Raw genomic sequence first — 21798 nt, 5'->3', positions numbered from 1 at the left:
TATATTCATATAGACTAACTAGTTCCCAAAATTATATCGAATTGTAAATCCTGCTCTAATATTTGTTATTGGAAATGATGTTGAAATAACCGCTTGTGAGAACTGATGATCATAAAAGAATATCGTTGTCAAATTCTTACTAAACGAATAATCCGCAGATAACTTAATAGACCATAAATCTTGTCCACCTGCTAATTCATTATTATTATAATCTAGATAACGAACAATTGTATTATTTTTCCTTAATGAGAAATCCGTTTTAATATTGATATCACTTTTAATTACTCCTGTCGGATTATCTGCTAATTTTGATACTATTGTAACATTTTTTATTCTATATCCTAAACCTATAGTATATTCATTACCGCTTACTTCTGTTAATAAGTTATTATCAAAACTCATATTTAATGTTCTATCCTTTTTAATTTCTGCTAAAATTTTGATTGAATTTTTCATTTCAAAATCAACTCTCATTAATGGATTAAATTGTTCTGTTAAGTTTACATTTGAAATAATTGTATTCGCATAAAAGTTTCCATTAGCATCTACAGGCGCTTCATTTAGATTTGAACGGAATGAGTTTACATTATAACTTGCTCTATAACCATGTTGTAATGAAAAACGTTTAAATTTATCTTTAAACCATTTATAACGCATTAATCCTGTGTATTTAATTGTCCAGTTTGGTAAAGGAACATTTTTAAAAACACCTGTTGATTGTTTAGAGATATCTTTTCCTGAATATGCAGCAACAAAAGAAGGTAATAGCACTTGTTGACTATTTTTACCATAGCCTACTGGGTAACCTTCTAAATCAGTTGGATAAACATTGCTTCCATAATATTCAGAAGCTAGTTTATTTGCTACTTTTAATCTATTTGCTCTAAAGTCTTCAAAAGCTTCTGAAAAATTCTCATCACTTTGACTAAATGCTGTTTGGATTAAAACAGTTGAAATACTAAAATTTCCAAAATTATAAGGCGATCGAGAGTTATACTGACCATTCAAAACATCATATTGTTCAGAATAATTATCTGCATACATTCTGTCTGCTGTCAAATCTATTTTAAGATCCGCAAAAGGCTCTACTTGGGCAGTGAAATTTAATTGTTTATTTGTTACCTGTGTGAAATTTTGATTGAATTCCGGAAATTCAGTTAACCAACCTTGTCTTGCTGCTTCATAACGAACATCTGACTGACTACCAAATACAAACCCAAGTGATGGTCTAGAAGAACCGAAAAAACCTAATCCTGGAGTATAACCTGGCAAAACGGTTCCATTTGTTTCTGTATAATTTACTTGTATATTTTTAATACTTGTAATTATTCCTATTAAACCATTTACAAATACATTTCCGTCATTCTTACTTGTTTTACTTTTTGCTGTAATCTTTTGCCCTGGTTTTGGTAAAGCATCTTTCGAATCTTTTTCTTTTTTACTTTTCTTCTTTTTACTCCCTGTCAACCCGATATAACGATATAACAAATCCATATTAAATGTTGTATTCAGCTTATGGGAATTTGCATTTTGAATTGTATTTCCTAAATTATATCTAATACCATTATCTGCAACAATTGATGAAAAGGCATCTGATGAACGTTGCCAATTAAAATCTCCTGTATAGGTATAATTTGACTTAACAAATGCTAAAGCAGGAATTTTATTTATTGGTAAATCATAATTTAAAACAATTTGTTGATTATGCTGATTTGATTGTCCAATATCCCAATAATCATCCCAAATATCTAGACCGTCTATCGGTTTATTTTCTTCATCTAAATAAGTTCTAACTATATTATTTGAAGCTGCTGTATAATTAAGACGTAATGATTTAGTAAGATTATAATTGAATCCATATTGATAATTAAAAAAGTAATTTCTTCTATATAAAGGATCTAAACCAATTCCCTCTACGTCAACTAACCTAAACTGTTGTCTATTAAATTGTCTTATAATATTAGAACTAAATGAAATATTTGATGGTAAGAAATTAAAATTAAAATCTTTCAACATTTTATAATAACCGCTTTTATCTAATTTCTTTGAGTTTTTAAAAGGCTCAATTGTCAAAGGTTTAAATGAATAAGCATAATCTACTGTTGTTCTGTTTTGTTGATCAACAAGATTCTCAATTTCATAATCATGATGTTCGGTTTCGTTAAAAGAATATGATAATGTTAGGTTCTCTACATCATAGAAATGTTGTTTTTGACCTTCACCTCTCTCTTTTCTAACACCTATAAAGTTAATACTTGTTCTTTTTGTATAATCTATTGCTCTATTTTCAAGATTTGAACGTTGTTCTGCATCTGTAGTTACATCTAAAAGTTGATTTAATTCAATATCTTGATAAAAAGGATCGTATTTAGGCGTTATAGTTTCTTCTCCAACTGCATAATTAAAAGGTAATGTTATTCCCCACTTTTTAGGTAGTAATTTCCCTAAATTCAAATTAGTAACTATATCATATTGAAAAACATCTTCTCTACTTCTTTCATTCGGACCTTCTTCTATTCCTCCAAATCCTATAGTACTTACTCTAGTTGTTGCGGAAACAGTTGCAAAATCAGCAAGATTTGTATCTAGATTTGCTACCGCTGCATAACCACCTTTATTGTCTAAGTCTGAAAGTCTAAGTTCATTAAACCATACCTCACCTCTAATATTTTGATTGCTTATATTTTTAAGCCCTACCATTAACGTTCGAACTAATCCAAAATTCGGATTTCCTTTTATACCTAATGTTAGTTTACTATTCGAAGAACCAATGGCTTCTTCTTCTACAAAACCAATTCCATCAGGGCCATATATTATAGTTGAAGAGTTATTAAGTGATAATATTTTAAGTTTAGTTAATAATTCCATTGGTAATTCAATTTCATTATCAGAAAGCCATACATCATCTGGTGTTGATGCGTTTTGAGAAGAAACCTTTAAAGGAATTTCTACTTGATAGAAATTTTCTGTAAAATCATTTCCAAAACGAATAAATGCAACCATTTGGTCATTTTGAAGTGGCTGTGGTTCATCTGGTTGCGGCAATGATTCTGCATGTAAAAACATACGCATCTTTTTAAATTGACGCATATCTACGTTTACATTTTTAAAAACTGCTCTTGAATCTCCTGCTTCTAAACCATCATTATATCCTCCATCTTTGTCATAAACTCTCAATGATAAAGATTGTTCATTCTGATTAATAACCGTATTGTTATTATATAACTGTTCTCTAGTTACTCCTGGAGGCGAAACATAAGGAATTGGTGATCTACTACTATTTTCTTGAATATTTACTGCTACAACATCAAAACCAGTATTATCATCTGTTGGATCAGGGTCATTAAATTCTAATGAATTTGTATAACGTCTCCACTCTCCTCTGACAAGATCTAAAGTTCCAAAACGAAGTGTAATCTCTTCTGAGAACCCAGTCATATACATTCTCATAAATCTAATTGATCTAAAATCAGCAATAGCTCCTACTACATTATTTTGTGTAAATTCTAAAATTGGAATTTTATATTGAACCCATCTTGCGTTAACATTACTCCCATTTGGTAATGATTCTGATACTGTTCTAACATCAACGACATAATTTTGGCCAACTTGAGGAGTATTATTAATAGGCACTTCAAATTTAAAATAAGCATTAATCGTATTCATTGTTTGATCACGATTTACGTCTTCTACATCTGGTCTAGTGTCATTCCCTCTATTTGTATCTGTAACATTTACAGGAGAATTCCCTTCAAAACCATTATAATCTCTATAACGATCCACAACTCCACCCGTTGCATTTAAATAAAATCTATAATTATCAGCAGATGGATCGCTTTGACCAGCAAAAGCACTATACTTTATTGCTTCAGCAGCATCATTAAGTCCATCAAAACCAACATCTTGTTGATTTCTATTTGCCTCGTCTGTATCAAATGCATACACTAAGGATTGAGAACTTGGTACTTGTCCCCAACCGGTTTGAAGCGCTGGTGTAGTTGCTCCAACTTCCGGCAATCCATTTTCATATTGTTTTCTTCCATCTTTTAAAATATCTTCAGAAATTTCCCCTAAATTAAACACTAATTTTCCTGTATTCGCAGGACTAACTACATCTGGAGCATTTCCATAATAAGGGTCTAAAATCCAAAACTGAACATATTCAACATTTGATTGTTCAAAATTAGTTGAATTAATTGAACGCATAATTCCTGCCCAATTATCTACAATATCAGTATCTGGAAATTGGTTTGTTGTAGCAAGTGAAGGGTTAAAATTATATGGCCCTCTATCTTTTGGAAAATATGTTAAATCTAATGTACTGATAACATTTGAATTTCCTTGTGCAATATCTACATTTGGGAATAATTCTCGACTGTATATTCTTCTTGTTCTATTTAACGATAAATCATTATCATTAATTCCACTTGGTGGCTGAGTATAAAAGACAGGATCAATAGTATACCAAGCCATTTTCGCTCTCTTATACCCAATAACTGGATCATCTGTTACAGGTTCTGTTTCATCTGGATTTCCATCAAAATTTTCTTCTAGTGGCACACTTGCTAAAGTCCAAGGTCCAGGTGAATTTAAAGGTATGGAAGATTGTGAGCCTTCAAAATCATCTACATAAGTAGTTGCTTCTCCATTAAATTGATCTGCTTTTGAAGAACCTGGTAATAAATAGGCTATTTCTCCTCTAAAAGACAAATTAGAAGGTACATCTGTATCAATATTTGGTAATTTATTAACTAATCTTGTTAAAAATGGCACTTCGGTAGAGAAATTTGTATTTAATCCTACAATAGTATTATTTACAGATTCTTGTCCATAATTTGACTTGTTTGTAAAAGGTCTCTCTGACAAGTTCAATATTGTACCTCCAACTAAAAAGTTTTTATTAAATTGATGTTCAACATTTACACCCCAAAATCGTCTTGTTTGTTGACCAAAAACAGAATTATTTTCAACTGATATTTCAAGTGGAGTATTTGATGCTTGTAATGAAGGATCTAATAATTGTACTTTTCCAAGTTGATAATTCACTGTATAATCTACTCCTTCAACCAAAACCCTTCCTCCTGATTTTACAACTACAGATCCTTGTGGAACATTGAAAGCACCAATAGAAATACCATCACCTCCAGAAGATTTAAAACGCCCTCTTAATTGAAATTTATTTTTTTCACTTTCTTGAAGTGCAGCAGCTTGTGTTGATTTATACAAGTTTCTAAAAACATATTTATTCTGATTCACATTATATGTTAATGGATCATTATAATTTTCTGTTCCTCCTGTATTTAATTTTCCAAATAAATGTTCTCCGAAAGGCTCTTTAGTTGTAAAAATAATTCTACCGTATTGAGGATCGACTGTTATTCCTGGATAAAAATCAAAGAAACCATCTCCTCCTTCTTGCGGATCATTTGTATAATTTAGTTTATCTACATTTAAAACCTTTAAAAGAGGTGTTTCTTTTACTCCTGCTGGCAAGTCTAAAGGAATATTTCCTGAATTATCCACAAATGGAGTAATATAATTTAGTGGTGATGGATCTGTATATAAAATATTAAATTTAAAATCTTCTTGTTGTAATTGATATCCACCTGGAATTTGATAAATATTCTTCATCATTAAGTTCCATGTTGGCATTGTTAAATCTTCATTTGGTGTCTTTTGTTTAACTGCTGTTAAGTTACTTTTCAACAACTTAACAATCAAAGCTTGTGAAGAAGGAATACCTGTGTTATCAACTTGTGTAGCATCAACTCCATCTGTTCCAAATTCTCCAACTTGATAAACTTGATCTCCAATAGTGTATTGATAGGCAACAGCTAAAACTTCATCGTTTGCTAAACGTTGACTTAACGAAATGTACCCTAATTGTGGGTGATATGTAAATTCTGATGCTGTTAACTTTCTAGCATTTTCTAATTTCGCATAGTCTAGCCCTTCATCTACTCCAATTGTAAAACCATTATTTGCTGTTGCAACTTCTCTAATAGCTTGAGTTAAAAAATTACTTCCTATTTGATTTGGGTTAAATTTATTATTTGGGTTATTTGAAGGAGTATCTGGCCCTACGTTAAAAAAGGATGGATTTCCAGCTAAATTTACACCTACAACTTCTTGAGGTGTCAAATTTGTTAAAGGAGCTTCTCCTAAATCTTGAAGAGCTATAAGGTTTCTTAAATTATTCTCAGTTGAATTAATTCTATTTTGCTTGTTCGTAACCCAAACTTCAATTCTTGTAATTTGAATTCTACTGTTAATATATGGATATGTTTCTAATGATTTATCATATTGATTTCTAAAATATTGCGATAAAAAATAGTGTCTATCAGAATCGTATTCTAAAGCAAATAATTCAAAGTCTTGAAGTGTTCCTCCTCCTTGAGAAGTTACCGTTTTCGTTTGCGACTTTTGTTCAGAAAAGACACCTGTTACGGTTGTTTTTCCAAATTGCAATTGAGCCTTAACACCAAATAAACTTTGAGAACCTCTAATTAAAGAATTAGATAGTGGAAAACTAACATTTCCAACTTCTAATTTTTGTAGAATATCATCTTCTGTTGAGCCATATTCTAATTTTATAAGGTTTTGAAAAGCAAATGTAGATTGAGTATCATAATTAATATTTACATTTAACCTCGTTCCTACTTTTCCTTGAAGACCAACACTAATTCTCTGATCGAAATCGAATGTGGTTGTCTTTCTGTTTCTTGGTGAAAATGCTGGATTATCTTGTTTTGTAAAACGTACTCCTAAATCTATTTCTACAGAACCTGTAGGCTTTACATCAATAGTATTTCCTCCGAAAATAGCTTCAAAGAATTTAGAATTAACATAATATCTTGGCAATAAATCTTTTTTCTTTTCTTCACTACCATCCTTTTTTCCATCAATTGCTGCTGATTTATCTCTATAATATTTACGCATTTCTTCACGTAAAACTAATTCCTGATATTGCTGCGGAGTTAAGACTAAAGGATAGTTTACATTAAATCCATCAAAAGTGTTTGTATAAATATATCTATCAGTTACAGAATCATAAGTATAAGCTTCAACTATACTTTGTGGATTAGGAACTTTAATCTTACCTAGATCTACACCTTTTTTAATAGAATCATTTTCTTGACCATCTACTTGTGAAAACAAGAAAAATGGAAACCATAAAAAAATGATTTTTAGTCCTTTTTTAAATCTATTAAAAACACTTTCGTTAAATTTATTTTCCAAGTCTTATAAGTTTTTTAATGCTTGTTTTATTAAGGTCTCAACTGTTGCATTTGGGGATTCTTTTACAATTCTATCAATAACTTTTTCACTCGTTTTTCTAACAAAACCTAGAACCTCTAATGCAGATAACGCTTCTTCTCTATTTGTATTGTTAAAAGTTAAAGAAACTTCATCTAAATCATAAACTTTTAACACTTTATCCTTCAAATCCAAAATAACTCTCTGAGCCGTTTTTGCCCCAATTCCTTTTATACTTTGTATAGTTGGAACATCATTTGAAGCTATAGCTTGTATAATTTGCTGAGGATCTAAAGAAGACAACATAGTTCTTGCAATATTAGCTCCAATTCCAGAAACAGAAATTAATAGCTTAAATAATTCTCTTTCCTTTTTTTCTACAAATCCATATAAAGTCTGCGAATCTTCTTTTACTTGTAAAAAAGTAAAAAGTTTCAAATTCTCACTATCTGGCAAAAGCGAAAAAGTATGCAATGATATATTTATATGATACCCTATTCCATTACAATCTATTATTACTTCTGTTGGCGTTTTTTCAACTAGTTTCCCTTGGATATGAGTTATCATTATATATTTAATATGTTAATAGTCAAAAATATAAAATATTATTTATTAATAGACTGTTTAAATTTTCTTTCTTTTTCTTGTGCATCAACAACTGAAACTGCTGCCATATTTACCATTTCTTCAACACTAGCTCCTAGTTGGAAAATATGCACTGGCTTATCTAACCCCAACATTATTGGACCTATTGAGTCTGTCTTGTTCAGTTCTTTCATCATTTTATAAGTAATGTTTGCTGAATCTAAATTTGGAAAAATTAAAGTATTTACTTTTTTATTAACTAACTTAGAGAAAGGAAACTTACTTTTCAACATTTCCGGATTTAAAGCAAAATCTGTTTGTATTTCTCCATCAACTATTAAATCTGGATAATATTTATGAAGATATGCAACTGCTTCTCTAATTTTCTTAGGATTCTCGCTCTCAGATGAGCCAAAATTTGAAAAAGAAACCATTGCCATAACTGGCTCCATACCAAACATTCTAAGTGTTTTTGCCGTCATTAATGCAATTTTAGCTAACTCTTCTGCTGTTGGATTCGTATTGATTGCTGTATCTGAAAGGAATATTGGTCCTCTCGTAGTCATCATCATATTTGTAGTTGCAATACGTGAAACTCCTGGCGCCCTATCAATTAATTCCAATACTGGTTTTACCACAGAAGGATAACTTCTAGAATATCCTGTTACCATTGTATCTGCTTCTCCCGCATTAACCATCATCAATCCGAAATAATTACGTTCTCTCATCCATTTTTCGGCATCTAATAACGTAATTCCTCTTCTTTTTCTTGCTTCCCAAAGAGACTTAGCATATTTTGCTCTACTACTATCTTCTTCTTTTGTTTTAGGATCTATTATAGTAACATCTGCATCAAACCCTATTTCTGTTTTTAGCTCTTGAATTATCTCTTTATTTCCTAATAAAATAGGAATTCCAATTCCTTCCTCATGAACAATTTGTGCTGCTTTTAAAACATCTAAATGATCTGCTTCTGCAAAAACTACTTTTTTAGGATTTGTTTTTGCTCGATTAACCAACATTCTAATCATCTTATTATCAGAACCTAAACGATCTAATAAATCTAATTCATATTTTTCCCAATCATTAATTTCAATTTGGGCAACACCTGAATCTATTGCTGCTTTGGCAACTGCTGGAGCAACAACAGCAATTAATCTAGGATCAAAAGGTTTTGGTATAATATAATCTCTACCGAAGTTTAATTTTGTTTCACCATAAGCCACATTCACTTGTTCTGGAACTGGGCTTTTTGCTAATTCAGCCAATGCTCTAACCGCAGCCATCTTCATTTCTTCATTAATCTTTTTAGCACGCACATCTAATGCACCTCTAAAAATATAAGGAAAACCTAGTACATTATTTACTTGATTAGGATGATCTGAACGACCAGTAGCCATTATAATATCTTCGCGAGTATTTATTGCAACATTATAATCAATTTCTGGAACTGGATTAGCCATTGCAAAAACAATTGGATCATTGTTCATTGTCAATAACATTTCTGAAGTTAGAATATTTCCTACTGACAATCCTAAGAAAACATCTGCGTTTACAATTGCTTCTTTCAATGATTTTGGCTCGCAAGACTTTGCATATCTTTTTTGTAAATCAGAAATATCTTCACGACAAGTAGTTAGCATTCCTGCTCTATCAAACATAAAAATGTTTTCAATTTTTACTCCTAATAAAACATATAAATTAGCACAAGCTAATGCCGCTGAACCTGCTCCTGAAACTACTACTTTAACTTTATCTATTTCTTTGTTTGCTAATTCTAGAGCATTTAATAATGCTGCTGAAGAAATAATTGCTGTTCCATGCTGATCATCGTGCATTACAGGAATATTCAATTCTTCTACTAATCTCCTTTCAATTTCGAAAGATTCAGGAGCTTTTATATCTTCAAGATTTATCCCTCCAAATGTAGGTGCAATATTTTTTACTGTTTGAATAAATTCTTCAACATCTTTTGTTCCTACTTCAATATCAAAAACATCTATATCTGCAAAAATTTTAAACAAAAGTCCTTTTCCTTCCATTACTGGTTTAGATGCTTCTGGACCTATATCTCCAAGTCCTAAAACAGCAGTCCCATTTGATATTACAGCAACTAAGTTTCCTTTTGCTGTATATTTATAAACATTATTAATATCTTTTTCTATTTCTAAACATGGCTCTGCTACTCCTGGAGAATATGCTAGTGATAAATCTCTTTGTGTTGCATATTTTTTTGTTGGCACCACTTGTATTTTACCAGGTGTCGGTTTTGCATGATATAATAATGCCTCTCTTCTTTTTGTATCCTTATGCATATAATTATTTTTATACTAACTTACAAAGATATAAGAGTTCATGAGAAAATGAAATTTTAAAGAAACTCTTTTGAATCATTTTTTTATTTTTAATTTAACTAATAAATATGCTTAAACTTTTAACTCTTTTTTAAAACAAATTATGCATAAAAAAAACATACTTTTGTATTGAGGAATAATTCCCCGATTTTTTCATAAAACAAACACTTATGCCATCATTATCAACTAAAGAAAGACTAAAGGAAAGAATCAAAGAATTAGTTTGTTTATACGAAACAACTCATATAATTAATCAAAAGAATATAACAATTGAAGAGGTTTTGACTAACATTGGTCAAAATTTAGAAAAAGCTTTAAAATATTCTGACGATGCCATAGTAGAGATTGTGTTTAAAGATTTGAAAATACTTACGAATGTTCTACCTCAAAAAACTGTATATATTGATCATAAAACCTTTATAGAAAACAATGAAGTTGGTTTTATAAAAATCCATTATCCTTCTCCTAAATTATCTATAGATGATTTTTTGGAAGAAGAATACAAACTACTTGAAAAAATAAGTGTAGAAACAAGTCAGTTTTTAGAAAACAAAGAGCGTAAAGAAAAAGAAGAAAAGCTAAAACAATCGGCAGAAAGAAACGACAGACTTTCAATTTTAGGAGAAATAACCGCAGGAATTGCACATGAACTAAACACTCCTTTAGGAAATATTCTTGGTTTTGCTGAACTTATCAAAAAAGAAAACAAAGTAAAATCTATAGATAAGGATATTTCAAAAATTATTAATGCTGCTATTTACTCTAGGGAAATTGTAAAAAAATTAATGTTTTTCTCTTGTGAAATGCCTCAAAATAAAGAGATTTTATTAATAAAACCTATTATTCTTCAAGCAGTCACATTATTAGGGCCAAACTTCAAAAAAGCGAATATTACTTGCAATGTAACTTTTAAAGATCATAATATAAAAGCACAAATAGACGAAATTCAATTAACACAAGTACTTTTCAATATTATTATGAATGCAATCTATGTATCTCCATTTGAAAGTAAAATTGACATATTGGTTAACTCTAAAAAAGAAAACTTTATAATTGAAATTAAAGATCAAGGTTCTGGAATAGATGAAGAAATTAAACCTAAGATATTTGAACCTTTTTTTACGACAAAACCAATAGGTGAAGGTTCAGGTCTTGGACTAAGCGTTGTTCATGGAATAATTAGAAGTCATAAAGGCGAAATAAAAGTAGTAAACAACAAACCTAAAGGGACTAATTTTCAAATTATTTTACCTCTAAAAGAAAAGTGATGAGTTTAAAAAAAGAAAACATTTTAATTGTAGATGACAATTATGATATGCTAGAATTACTACAACGTAATTTAAAAGATCTAAACTTTCATTCATATAAGGCCACTTCTGTTATTGAAGCTATAGACATTTTAAAATCTTCTACTATTGATCTCTTAATTACAGATTTACAAATGCCTGAAATAAATGGTATTGAGCTTATAAAATATGCTGATGAACATTTTCCTAATATCCCTAAATTAGTTATAACAGGGTTTCCTTCTGTGGATACTGCTATTAATGCTGTAAAATCTGGAGCATTAGACTATTTAACAAAACCATTTACTTTTGAAGAATTAAAAAAATCAATCCATAATTGCCTTAAAAATAAAAAAAAGAATCCTTTAAATAAAAAAGTAGAAGATTCCGATGATTTTATTACTAATTTAGTAGGGATATCTAAAGAACACACACAGTTAATTGACATCATAAAAAGAGTAAAAAACAATAAAGCAACCGTTTTAATACAAGGAGAAAGTGGCACAGGAAAAGAGTTAATTGCACGTTCAATTCATTATAATGGTAATTTTGCATCAAAACCTTTTATATCTGTCAATTGTGGAGGAATTCCTGAAAATCTGATTGAATCTGAATTATTTGGTTATGTAAAAGGTGCATTTACTGGAGCAAATGAAACTAAAGCTGGATTATTTCATGCTGCTGAAAACGGAACTATCTTTTTAGATGAAATAGGAACAGCGACACATTCTGTTCAAACTAGACTACTTAGAGTTTTACAGGAAAAAGAAATTTATATGATTGGTTCTCAAAAGCCACAAAAAATAAATGTTAGAATTATTTCTGCGACTAATAGTAATCTACAAAACTCCATTGAAAATGGTACATTTAGAGAAGATTTATACTATAGACTTAATGTCGTAAATATTGAAACTACGCCTTTAAGAGATAGAAAAACAGACATCCCTGTGTTGATTACTACTTTCCTGAAAAAATATGGAAAAGAATATGGAAAACCCGATGTTACAATAACTCAAAAAGCCATTGACATTCTAACTAGACATAATTGGCCAGGAAACATTAGAGAACTAGAAAATATTATTCAACGCCTTATTATTTTAAGCGATAAAATTATTGATACCAACTCATTACCTAAATCATTAAAGTACAAAGAACCAATAGAACATGAAAAACTGAAGTCCTTACATGAAATTGAGAAATCATATATTTTAAAAGTTCTAGCTGCTGTAAATAATAACAAAACAAAAGCTGCAGAAATTCTACAAATAGACCGAAAAACACTAAGACAAAAGCTTCTAAAATAATAATATTCTTTTTTTAGCACACTTAATAGCTTCAAAGGAAAAAACGGGGTAAAACACCCCGTTTGGTGTATATATACTCATATTAAAAATAAAGCAAGAACAAAAAATAAAAATCAATTAATTGATTTTTAAACAATTACATAAAATCAAAAAAATATGGCACACAGATTGACTAATAGGATTCATGTTAAATTATAAAATATGGAAACTTTACTTGATCCTGAACCTTCTGCCCTACTTGAAGAAATAAGCACTACAAATAGTCTTATTGGAATTTGTTCAAATTGCGAAAATAACATATTCTGTACTTGGATAGAAAACAAAAAAAAATATTGTGAAGAATATAAATAATATGGAAATTTTAGAAGTAAAAAAACAGAAAACAATGCTAGACAATGTATTAGAACAGTTTAACAAAACTGCAGATTCAATGAATCTTAATTCTAATATTAGAAAGATTTTGTCTATCACTAATAACGAAATAATTATCCATTTCCCTGTAAAAATGGACAATGGTAATGTTGAAATATTTACAGGTTATAGAGTACAGCACAACAATGCATTAGGTCCATATAAAGGAGGATTGAGATATCATCCAACTGTTGATGTAGATGATGCAAAGGCTTTAGCCATGTGGATGACTTGGAAAACATCATTAGCAGGATTACCATATGGTGGTGCAAAAGGTGGAATTCAGATTGATCCAAGAAACTATTCATTATCTGAACTTGAAAGAATTACAAGACGATTTACTTATGCATTAGGTGATAACATTGGTTCTGAATATGATATTCCTGCACCTGATGTAAACACAAATGAACAAACAATGGCATGGATGGCAGACACATTCATGTCTACTAAATCTCCTAATGAAAGATCTAACCACAAACATGTTGTAACAGGAAAACCTGTTGGAAGTGGCGGTTTAGAAGGTAGAGATAGAGCCACAGGCTTTGGTGTTTATCTAACTCTTAGATTGTTATTTGAAGGACGAAACGAAACTTTAAAAGGAAAAAAATTTATTGTACAAGGCTACGGAAACGTTGGCTATTGGGCTTCTCATTTTTTAAATAATGATGGAGCTATTTTAATTGCGACTCAAGATGCTCATGCTACTCTAATTAATACTAATGGAATTTCTGTTGAAGATTTATACGAACATTGCAAACCTAGAAAAGGTTCTACCAAAGGTTTTGAAGGTGCAACAGAAATGAATCCTGATGATTTTTTCGGTTTAGAATGTGACTTTATTATTCCTGCTGCTTTAGGGAATCAAATAACAGAAAAAAACGCAGACAAAATTAAGTCTAAAATTATTGCAGAAGGAGCTAATGGCCCTATTAACAATGAAGCAGAACATATATTACTTAATAAAAATGTTACCATAATACCAGATATTTTATGTAATTCAGGAGGAGTTATAGGAAGTTATTTTGAATGGCTTCAAAATAGAAATGGAGAATTATGGCCATTAGACGAAGTGATGTTTAAAATAGAAAAAAAACTGACTATAAACTATAAAAGAGTTGAAAAACTAGCTAATACTAATAAAATTGATTGGAGAACGGCTGCATATACAATAGCTATTAGTCGAATTGAAACAGCCTATATTGAAAGAGGAATTTTCCCTTAATAAAGATCAATTAATTAAAACTAATTTTTGAATCATGAAGTACGGAAAAATAATTATTGATAAAAAAGAACTTGAAACTTTAAAGCACCTTTTTTCGAATTCTCACAATAAAAATGATAAAACATATCGATTGTCTTTTGAAAAATTAATAGATGAATTAAAAGAAGCAAAAGTACTTGATAGTGCAAAAATACCTGAAGACATTGTTCGATTTAATTCTATTGTAACCATTAAAACAGCTTTTGATAAAGAAAGAACATATCAAATTGTTACTCCAGAAAAAAGTGATGTAGCAAATAATAAAATATCTGTATTAGCTCCAATGGGCCTTGCTTTATTTGGTTATGCTCAAAATGATAAAATCAATTGGCAATTCCCTACTGGAATAAGCACAATAGAGATAATCTCTGTTAAAAATTAAACAATTATAAATACTTAAAAGGATGAATAATTTAGTCAAAAAGCATTATGACAAAGATGATATTGAGAGACAATTTATCAATAAAGATATTCTTTTATGGAAAGAAGAAGTAGACTGTATTAATGCCGAAATAGTATTTTTTAAACAGCTTTTAAAAAACAAAAAAAACAATGACATCTATAGTAAAATTATTGAAAAACTAGAAACAAAAGAAAAAGAAAATAACATTTTACTAGCAAATCTAATATTTTACATTAGAAAAACAGACGGATTAAAAGAATGTGAAGACATTGAATGCGAAACTTATTATTTAAATGACCATATCCTTTTTAAAAATAATATTGAATCTTTTCTATTTCAATATAAAAAATTAAAAAGGCTTGCTTATTTAAAAATAAATGAACAAAACAACCTTACTTAAATAAAAAATTCTGCTTTTTTAAATTTAATTATTCTTCAAATTAATTACATTTTCGCAGAACGTTTTCGTTGCTTGCAGTTAAAACACCAGTGTAAAAACTGGTGTTTTATTTATATTTTCTATCTTATTAATGAAAAATGTCCTTTTTTAACTCGTCCATCTAATAATTCAATTGAATACCAATAATCAGAAGAAGGCATATTTACTGTATTAAATGTTCCATCCCATCCTTGAGAAAATGACGAAATTTGCTTCAATAATTTTCCATATCTATCAAAAATAGAAATCAAAGTGCTTTCTTGAAATCTTTCATTAAACCCTTTAACATTCCAAAAATCGTTAATTCCATCTCCATTTGGTGTAAAATATTTTGGGACAGATAAAACACTTACTGTTTCTGATGTAATACCACAACCATTTAAGTCATAAACATACACCGTTTTTAATCCAGCTTGAACATCATAGAAAACATTACTCTCTTGATAATTCTCTCCATCTAAACTATATTGATAATTTCCGTCACCTGTTACTAAAACTGTTATTGTATTTGAATCTACCAAATCAACAATTTCTATATTATTAATTACAGCAATATTTGATGGAATTACCACAATATTTCTTGTACTAGAACACAAATTATTATCAATTACATCTACACTATAATTTCCTGAATTTGTAACCGTTAAATTATATTGATCTGCTCCAACAATAATTTGATTATTAAAATACCACTGATATGTATAATCGTCAATGGTTGTTTCATCGACTAATCCTGCATTTAAAACTTGTGAATCACTAGGGTCATCAGTACAAATAATCTCTTCCTCTCCTTCAATATAAATATTAGGAACTGGATTTACAATAAACGACAAAACAATAGTATCATAACAATCATTATTATCTTCATTTATAACTTTGACTGTTATATCTTGTGTCCCTATTTCAAAAGGATTTGGTAACGGACTTGGTAATAAATCATTATTCTCATCATAATATTCAATAACGACTCTAGTTTGAGTCCCTTTAATTATATTATCAAAAGTTGATGTATCAAAATTAAATTTACCATTTTGTTGCAATGGATTTATTTCATCATCATCACATTTTACAAGTAAATCTGGTTGAATTGGATTTGCTGTTGGTTTGTTATCAACAATAAATTCTAACGTTGTTACAAAAAGACATTCTTTTGCCGTGTCATTTTTAAGTGTAACTGTCATTATTTGAGATGCTGTAGTAAATGGATTTGGTAAATCATCATATACTACATTATTAGCATCTATATATGTTACTGACACATTTGTTAATCCATTTAATAATTCTGTTTCAATATCAGTTGTTATAAAATCTATTATTCCGTCATTATCATCATCACAACCTCTTATTTCTTTTGGAGGAACAATAGGGTGATTTTCAACTTGCAAACTTACATACTTACCTAAACCGACACAATCATTATTCAAATCGCTATCAACTCTTACATAAATATCTTGCGTATTTGGTGAATTATCATTCGTATATGCTGAAGCATTTGCTATATCAATTTGATTAACTTCTGCTAAAGCATCTTGAACATTTTCATAAAACGTTACATTTACCACTTGCCCTGTAAACAATCCTGCTATTACAGTTTGAGTTCCACTAAAGTCAAAAGTTGCGATTCCATCATTATTAGTTCCAAAAGTATCATCACAAGAAGTAATCACTATTGGTGAAAAAGTAGTTGGAATTTGAGTTGCAGAAACTATTAAATCTAATTGACCAACTCTAAAACAATCATTAGTATTTGTTACTCTATAATATATAGTTTGTGTGTTTATAGTTTGATTAACAAAAGATGTAACATTTGTAATCGTATTTATATTGTCTTGTGCATCTGTTAAATTTAGGAAATAGCTTATTGTCAAACCTGTTGAATTAGCGACAATTAGATCTTCTGCTTCCGTAAGATTAAAAGCACTAAACCCATCTGTATCATCATCACATTGCTTTAATTCTACTATAGGGTTAATTACTGGCCTTTGAATTACATTTATGGTTAACTTTGAAGTATCAAAACAAGTTCCTTTTTCAGTTCGAACATAAAACTCATGTGAACCCAATGACAATGTTCTATTTTGCCAATTTGTTATCTCATTTGTATTATTATTTGCGTCTGTTAAATTTGTAAAATATTTATACGTTACTACTTGCGTTCCTGTATAAATACTATTATTCGAATTGCTTAAATCATAATCAATTGTATTTGCTGCTGTGTTTTCACAAACGGTTTCTATTACATCATTTGTAGATATATTATCAAAAATTAGATTAACTGTTTTTATTTCAGTACACTGTGCTGTTAATGATGAAATTCTAGCATAATATGTCCCTTCATTTAAATTAGCTGCTCCAATAATTGGATTATTATTTAATGACGCGTCTTGCAAAGAATTATGGTATGTTATAAAAAAATCTGTTAGGCCTGTTAAAATAATATTATCTAAAACTGAGAAATCATACAATTCTAAATTATCTAAGCCTTCATCACAAAGAACTACATCAGGATAATCAGGAAAATTTATATTTTTAAAAGGATTCAAAATAGTAGCAGTTCCTGTCCAAGTCAAGGAAAAAGGAGAATTCCCTATTGGTCTATCAATTACTATAAAATAGCTTTGACCAGACAGAGCAGTTAGTTGTCTTACAAAACCATTACCATCAGCACCTGGTCCTTCATTTATATCAATTGACGAAGCATTTAATCCTGTATGATTATTGGTTTGTCCAGCAGCAGCAGGGTTTGTAGTAGAACAACGTATGGGAGCTCCTAAATTACTACAATCTGACACTGGTCCGAAAACCCAAAAATCATAATCTTCATTTATATCTGTACTTTGTGGAACAATTGTGAAACCTAAAGTTCCCGGTTGATCTATTGTAACTCTTAACCAAAGTGAATTGTGCTCACTACTACTACATGATTCTGGAATAATTTCTTGAACACCGGCTCCTGAAACATTATAAGAAATATTTTGATTGTCACATGCTTGGATATAATTTTGACAATCATTTGGTAAATTTTGAGAAAAACTAAAAAATGATAAATGAATAATAAGTAATAGATAGTAATGTTTTTTCACAGTATTGGAATTTTAGTGTTCCAAATATATAAAATATTTCAATCTCCTTAACTTATCATTTACCTAACAAGAAACTAATGTTTCTTTGTAGCCCTTCTAATTTAGTCCTTTTTACTGCTGAATTTTTAAATACTTTATTAAAAGTATCTTTTGTTATTTCTTCCCAATCTTTTTTAGAAAAAGACAGCAACTCTTTATTAGGATTAAAAAGAGGTTCATTGTGTGGTTTTGAAAATCGATTCCAAGGACAAACATCCTGACAAACATCACACCCAAATGCCCAATCATTAAATTTACCTTTCATTTCTAAAGGAATATTCTCTTTTAACTCAATTGTAAAATATGAAATACATTTGCTCCCATCAACAATATAAGGTGCTATTATAGCTTCTGTAGGACAAGCATCTAAGCAAGCTGTACAAGAGCCACAATGATCTGTAGTTATAGTATCATACTCCAGATTCAAATCAACTATTAACTCTGCAATAAAATAGAAAGAACCCACTTTTTGAGTAATAAGATTGCTGTTTTTTCCTACCCAACCTAATCCGCTTTTTGCAGCCCAAGCTTTATCTAAAACAGGTGCAGAATCTACAAATGCTCTTCCAGAAACTTCACCTATCTCTTCTTGAATAAAATTTAATAGTTCTTTTAGCTTTTCTTTTATTACAAAATGATAATCTTGACCATAAGCATATTTTGAAATCTTATATGAATCTTCATTTTGTTTTTCTGAAGGAAAATAATTTAATAACAACGAAATAACACTTTTTGCTCCATCTACTAATAGCGTAGGATTAAGCCTCTTATCAAAATGGTTTTCCATATAAGCCATCTGACCATTATGTTGATGATTTAACCAATTTTCTAATCTAGGTGCTTCTTCCTCTAAGAATTCTGCTTTAGAAATACCACAAGAAAGAAATCCTAATCGCTTAGCTTCTTCTTTTATTAATAATGAATATTTTTCTTTATTATTCATCTTACAGATTTTACAATCGTAGTTTAAACTCTAATATAGCATCTAAAGGCTTAAGTGTAATTAAAGGCTTTATTTTAATTGGCGTTGTTTTTTCTATTATTTGATATCGTTCAACGATAGTCATTATTGCTAAAATCATTTCATACATTGCAAAATTATTTCCTATACACATACGTTGACCTGCTCCAAAAGGAAAATAATTTTTAGAGAACTTTACACTTTCATTTGAAAAACGTTCAGGAATAAATTCTTCTGGATTTTCCCAAAAATCAGGATGTCTATGAATTTCATAAACTGAAAACAATATGCTTGATCCTTTAGGGAAATGAAATCCCTCATATTCATCATCTTCTTTATTAATTCTATCAATGAAATATGCTGGAGGAAATAATCGCATTGATTCTTCAATAACTTGCTTGGTATAACTTGCATTTTTCAACCAATACATAATATCTGAAGATTCCTTTTTAAGTCGTTTAACTTCTTCTAATATTTTATCTTGAGTGATACTATTTCTAGCTAACAATTCACTTGTAAATGTTAAAGCATTTGATGTTGTCTCATGTCCTGCCGCAAATAAAATTAAAATTTCATCTAGTAATTGTTGCTCTTCCATAATACTCCCATCTTCATATTGAGCATTAAGCAACATTTCTAATAAATCATTCTGTTTAATATTATTCTGCTTTCTTTTATTTACAATTCCTCTTAAAATGTCTCTCGATTCATTTATTAAGCCTAAATGTTTTTTAATGTCTCCAGATGCCTTAAACCACCAACCTAAATAAGGTTGGCGCAATTCTTTAACTAACATTTGTTGAGTAACCTCAGTCACATATTGAAGTTTATTAATCTCATCATCACTAACTTCAGAACTAAACAATGACTTTACAACTGTTTGAAATGCTAAATCATTAAATATCGGAAAAACATCAATCGGTTTATTACATACTATTTTATCTAATTCAAATTCAATTATAGATTGGATATTTTCTAATAATAGCAATAATTGACTTTTATGAAAAGCAGGCTGAATTAGTTTGCGTTGTTTTTGCCATTTTTCCCCTTCTGACGTTAAAAGTCCTTTTCCTACATATTTAGCCAAATCTCTTGTTTGTATAGGTGACTTTGTATAGTTTTTTTGATTCTTTTGAAGCACATAACTCAACAAACTCGCATCTCTAGAAAAAATAACAGAACTTCCAAACCCGATATTTAATTTGAAGATATCACCATGAAAATTAAAATTAGCTTTATGAAAAGGTAACGGATTTTTTAAAATCGATAATGAATGTTTTAGAAACTTAAAAACAGTTACTTCAGGAATTTTTTTAGAGGAATTCATATTTTTATATTAAAACAAGCCTCCTTGTATATTTGCTTTTATTTTTCCTAGATGTTTATAAGCCTTCTCTGTAACTTCTCTTCCTCTAGGTGTTCTCATAATAAACCCTTCTTGTATCAAAAACGGTTCATAAACTTCTTCGATTGTTTCCCCATTTTCAGAAACAGCAGTAGCCAATGTTGTTAATCCAACTGGTCCTCCTTTAAATTTATCGATTATAGTTGATAAAATTTTATTATCCATTTCATCTAACCCATTTGCGTCTACATTTAGTGCTTTTAAAGCATACTTTGTAATTTCTATATCAACTCTACCATTTCCTTTTATCTGAGCGAAATCACGAACTCTTCTCAATAACGCATTTGCAATACGCGGTGTTCCTCTACTCCTTCCTGCTATTTCTATTGCTGCTTCTAGATCAATTTCAACTTTTAAAATAGTAGCACTACGTTCAATAATTGTAGCTAATAATTCTGTATTATAGTACTGTAATCTACTTTGAATACCAAAACGAGCCCTCATTGGAGCAGTCAATAATCCTGAACGGGTTGTTGCACCAACCAATGTAAACGGATTCAAATGAATTTGAACTGTTCTTGCATTTGGCCCACTTTCAATCATAATGTCTATTTTATAATCTTCCATTGCAGAATATAAATACTCTTCAACTATAGGACTTAAACGATGAATCTCATCAATAAATAAGACATCTCTTTCTTCTAAATTTGTCAATAAACCAGCCAAATCTCCTGGCTTATCTAACACAGGTCCTGACGTGATTTTTATACCAACTCCTAATTCATTTGCCAAAATATTAGCCAATGTTGTTTTACCCAAACCTGGAGGACCATGAAATAATGAATGATCTAGTGCTTCTCCTCTTTGATTTGCTGCTTCAACAAAAACTTTCAAATTTTCCAAAACATGATCCTGTCCTGCAAAATCATCAAAACTTAAAGGACGTAAAGCCTTCTCAATATCTAAATCTTGAGGTGTAAATCTCTCTTTATTAGGGTCTAAATTCTCATTCATAGTAATAAATATAAGCAAAGTTAAAAACAAAAAACCTTTCCTGAAAGGAAAGGTTT

Annotated in this window: 13 protein-coding genes; 6 read left to right on the top strand and 7 right to left on the bottom strand. The window is 29.8% G+C overall.

The genetic code is table 11. The features are described 5' to 3' along the window. Positions 1-18: 18 nt before the first annotated feature. The 3 genes from sov to LXD69_RS07735 are packed head-to-tail and all read right to left on the bottom strand — an operon-like array spanning position 19 to position 10157. On the bottom strand, positions 19-7239 hold the full coding sequence (gene sov / locus LXD69_RS07745; RefSeq protein WP_394799749.1) for a T9SS outer membrane translocon Sov/SprA: 7221 nt from the start codon (positions 7237-7239) through the stop codon (positions 19-21). A gap of 3 nt (positions 7240-7242) precedes the next feature. Further along, complete coding sequence (gene ruvA / locus LXD69_RS07740) at positions 7243-7824, bottom strand: Holliday junction branch migration protein RuvA (protein WP_246918616.1); 582 nt, start codon at positions 7822-7824, stop codon at positions 7243-7245. A 38-nt stretch (positions 7825-7862) separates the two neighbouring features. Then, entirely contained in the window at positions 7863-10157 is a 2295-nt protein-coding gene (locus LXD69_RS07735; protein ID WP_045969466.1) for an NADP-dependent malic enzyme, read from the bottom strand. Positions 10158-10366: 209 nt separating this feature from the next. Here LXD69_RS07735 and LXD69_RS07730 point away from each other — a divergent pair, with 209 nt between their 5' ends. From LXD69_RS07730 to LXD69_RS07705, 6 genes are all read left to right on the top strand, one after another. Continuing rightward, positions 10367-11464, top strand: coding sequence for a sensor histidine kinase (locus LXD69_RS07730; RefSeq protein ID WP_246918615.1), 1098 nt, complete (start codon positions 10367-10369; stop codon positions 11462-11464). Further along, on the top strand, positions 11464-12786 hold the full coding sequence (locus LXD69_RS07725) for a sigma-54-dependent transcriptional regulator (RefSeq protein ID WP_246918614.1): 1323 nt from the start codon (positions 11464-11466) through the stop codon (positions 12784-12786). The genes LXD69_RS07730 and LXD69_RS07725 overlap by 1 nt, the downstream gene beginning before the upstream one ends. 201 nt (positions 12787-12987) lie before the next feature. After that, the gene (locus tag LXD69_RS07720; RefSeq protein ID WP_246918613.1) at positions 12988-13137 is read left to right on the top strand and encodes a hypothetical protein; all 150 of its coding nucleotides are present in this window, start codon (positions 12988-12990) and stop codon (positions 13135-13137) included. 1 nt (position 13138) lies between these two features. Then, a complete protein-coding gene (locus LXD69_RS07715) occupies positions 13139-14419 on the top strand; it encodes a Glu/Leu/Phe/Val family dehydrogenase (RefSeq protein WP_246918868.1) in 1281 nt (426 codons plus the stop codon). Between the two features lie 34 nt (positions 14420-14453). Next, a complete protein-coding gene (locus tag LXD69_RS07710) occupies positions 14454-14840 on the top strand; it encodes a GreA/GreB family elongation factor (protein ID WP_045969474.1) in 387 nt (128 codons plus the stop codon). Positions 14841-14862: 22 nt separating this feature from the next. After that, a complete protein-coding gene (locus tag LXD69_RS07705) occupies positions 14863-15261 on the top strand; it encodes a hypothetical protein (protein WP_246918612.1) in 399 nt (132 codons plus the stop codon). Positions 15262-15380: 119 nt separating this feature from the next. On the opposite strand, the gene LXD69_RS07700 is transcribed toward LXD69_RS07705, so the two are convergent. Genes LXD69_RS07700 through ruvB form a run of 4 tightly spaced genes read right to left on the bottom strand, consistent with a single transcriptional unit; the run spans position 15381 to position 21742 of the window. Further along, positions 15381-18383: a T9SS type B sorting domain-containing protein gene (locus tag LXD69_RS07700; protein WP_246918610.1), complete on the bottom strand. Its 3003-nt coding sequence runs from the start codon at positions 18381-18383 to the stop codon at positions 15381-15383. A 55-nt stretch (positions 18384-18438) separates the two neighbouring features. Next, complete coding sequence (gene queG, locus LXD69_RS07695; RefSeq protein ID WP_045969480.1) at positions 18439-19365, bottom strand: tRNA epoxyqueuosine(34) reductase QueG; 927 nt, start codon at positions 19363-19365, stop codon at positions 18439-18441. A 10-nt stretch (positions 19366-19375) separates the two neighbouring features. Next, positions 19376-20710, bottom strand: coding sequence for a cytochrome P450 (locus LXD69_RS07690; protein ID WP_246918609.1), 1335 nt, complete (start codon positions 20708-20710; stop codon positions 19376-19378). 9 nt (positions 20711-20719) lie between these two features. Further along, the gene (gene ruvB / locus LXD69_RS07685; RefSeq protein WP_045969483.1) at positions 20720-21742 is read right to left on the bottom strand and encodes a Holliday junction branch migration DNA helicase RuvB; all 1023 of its coding nucleotides are present in this window, start codon (positions 21740-21742) and stop codon (positions 20720-20722) included. Between the last annotated feature and the right edge of the window lie 56 nt (positions 21743-21798).

It is taken from the genome of Flavobacterium sediminilitoris, from assembly GCF_023008245.1.
GTDB lineage: Bacteria > Bacteroidota > Bacteroidia > Flavobacteriales > Flavobacteriaceae > Flavobacterium > Flavobacterium sediminilitoris.
Note: the sequence above shows the minus strand (reverse complement) of the source record. Positions and strands in the feature narration are given on the sequence as shown.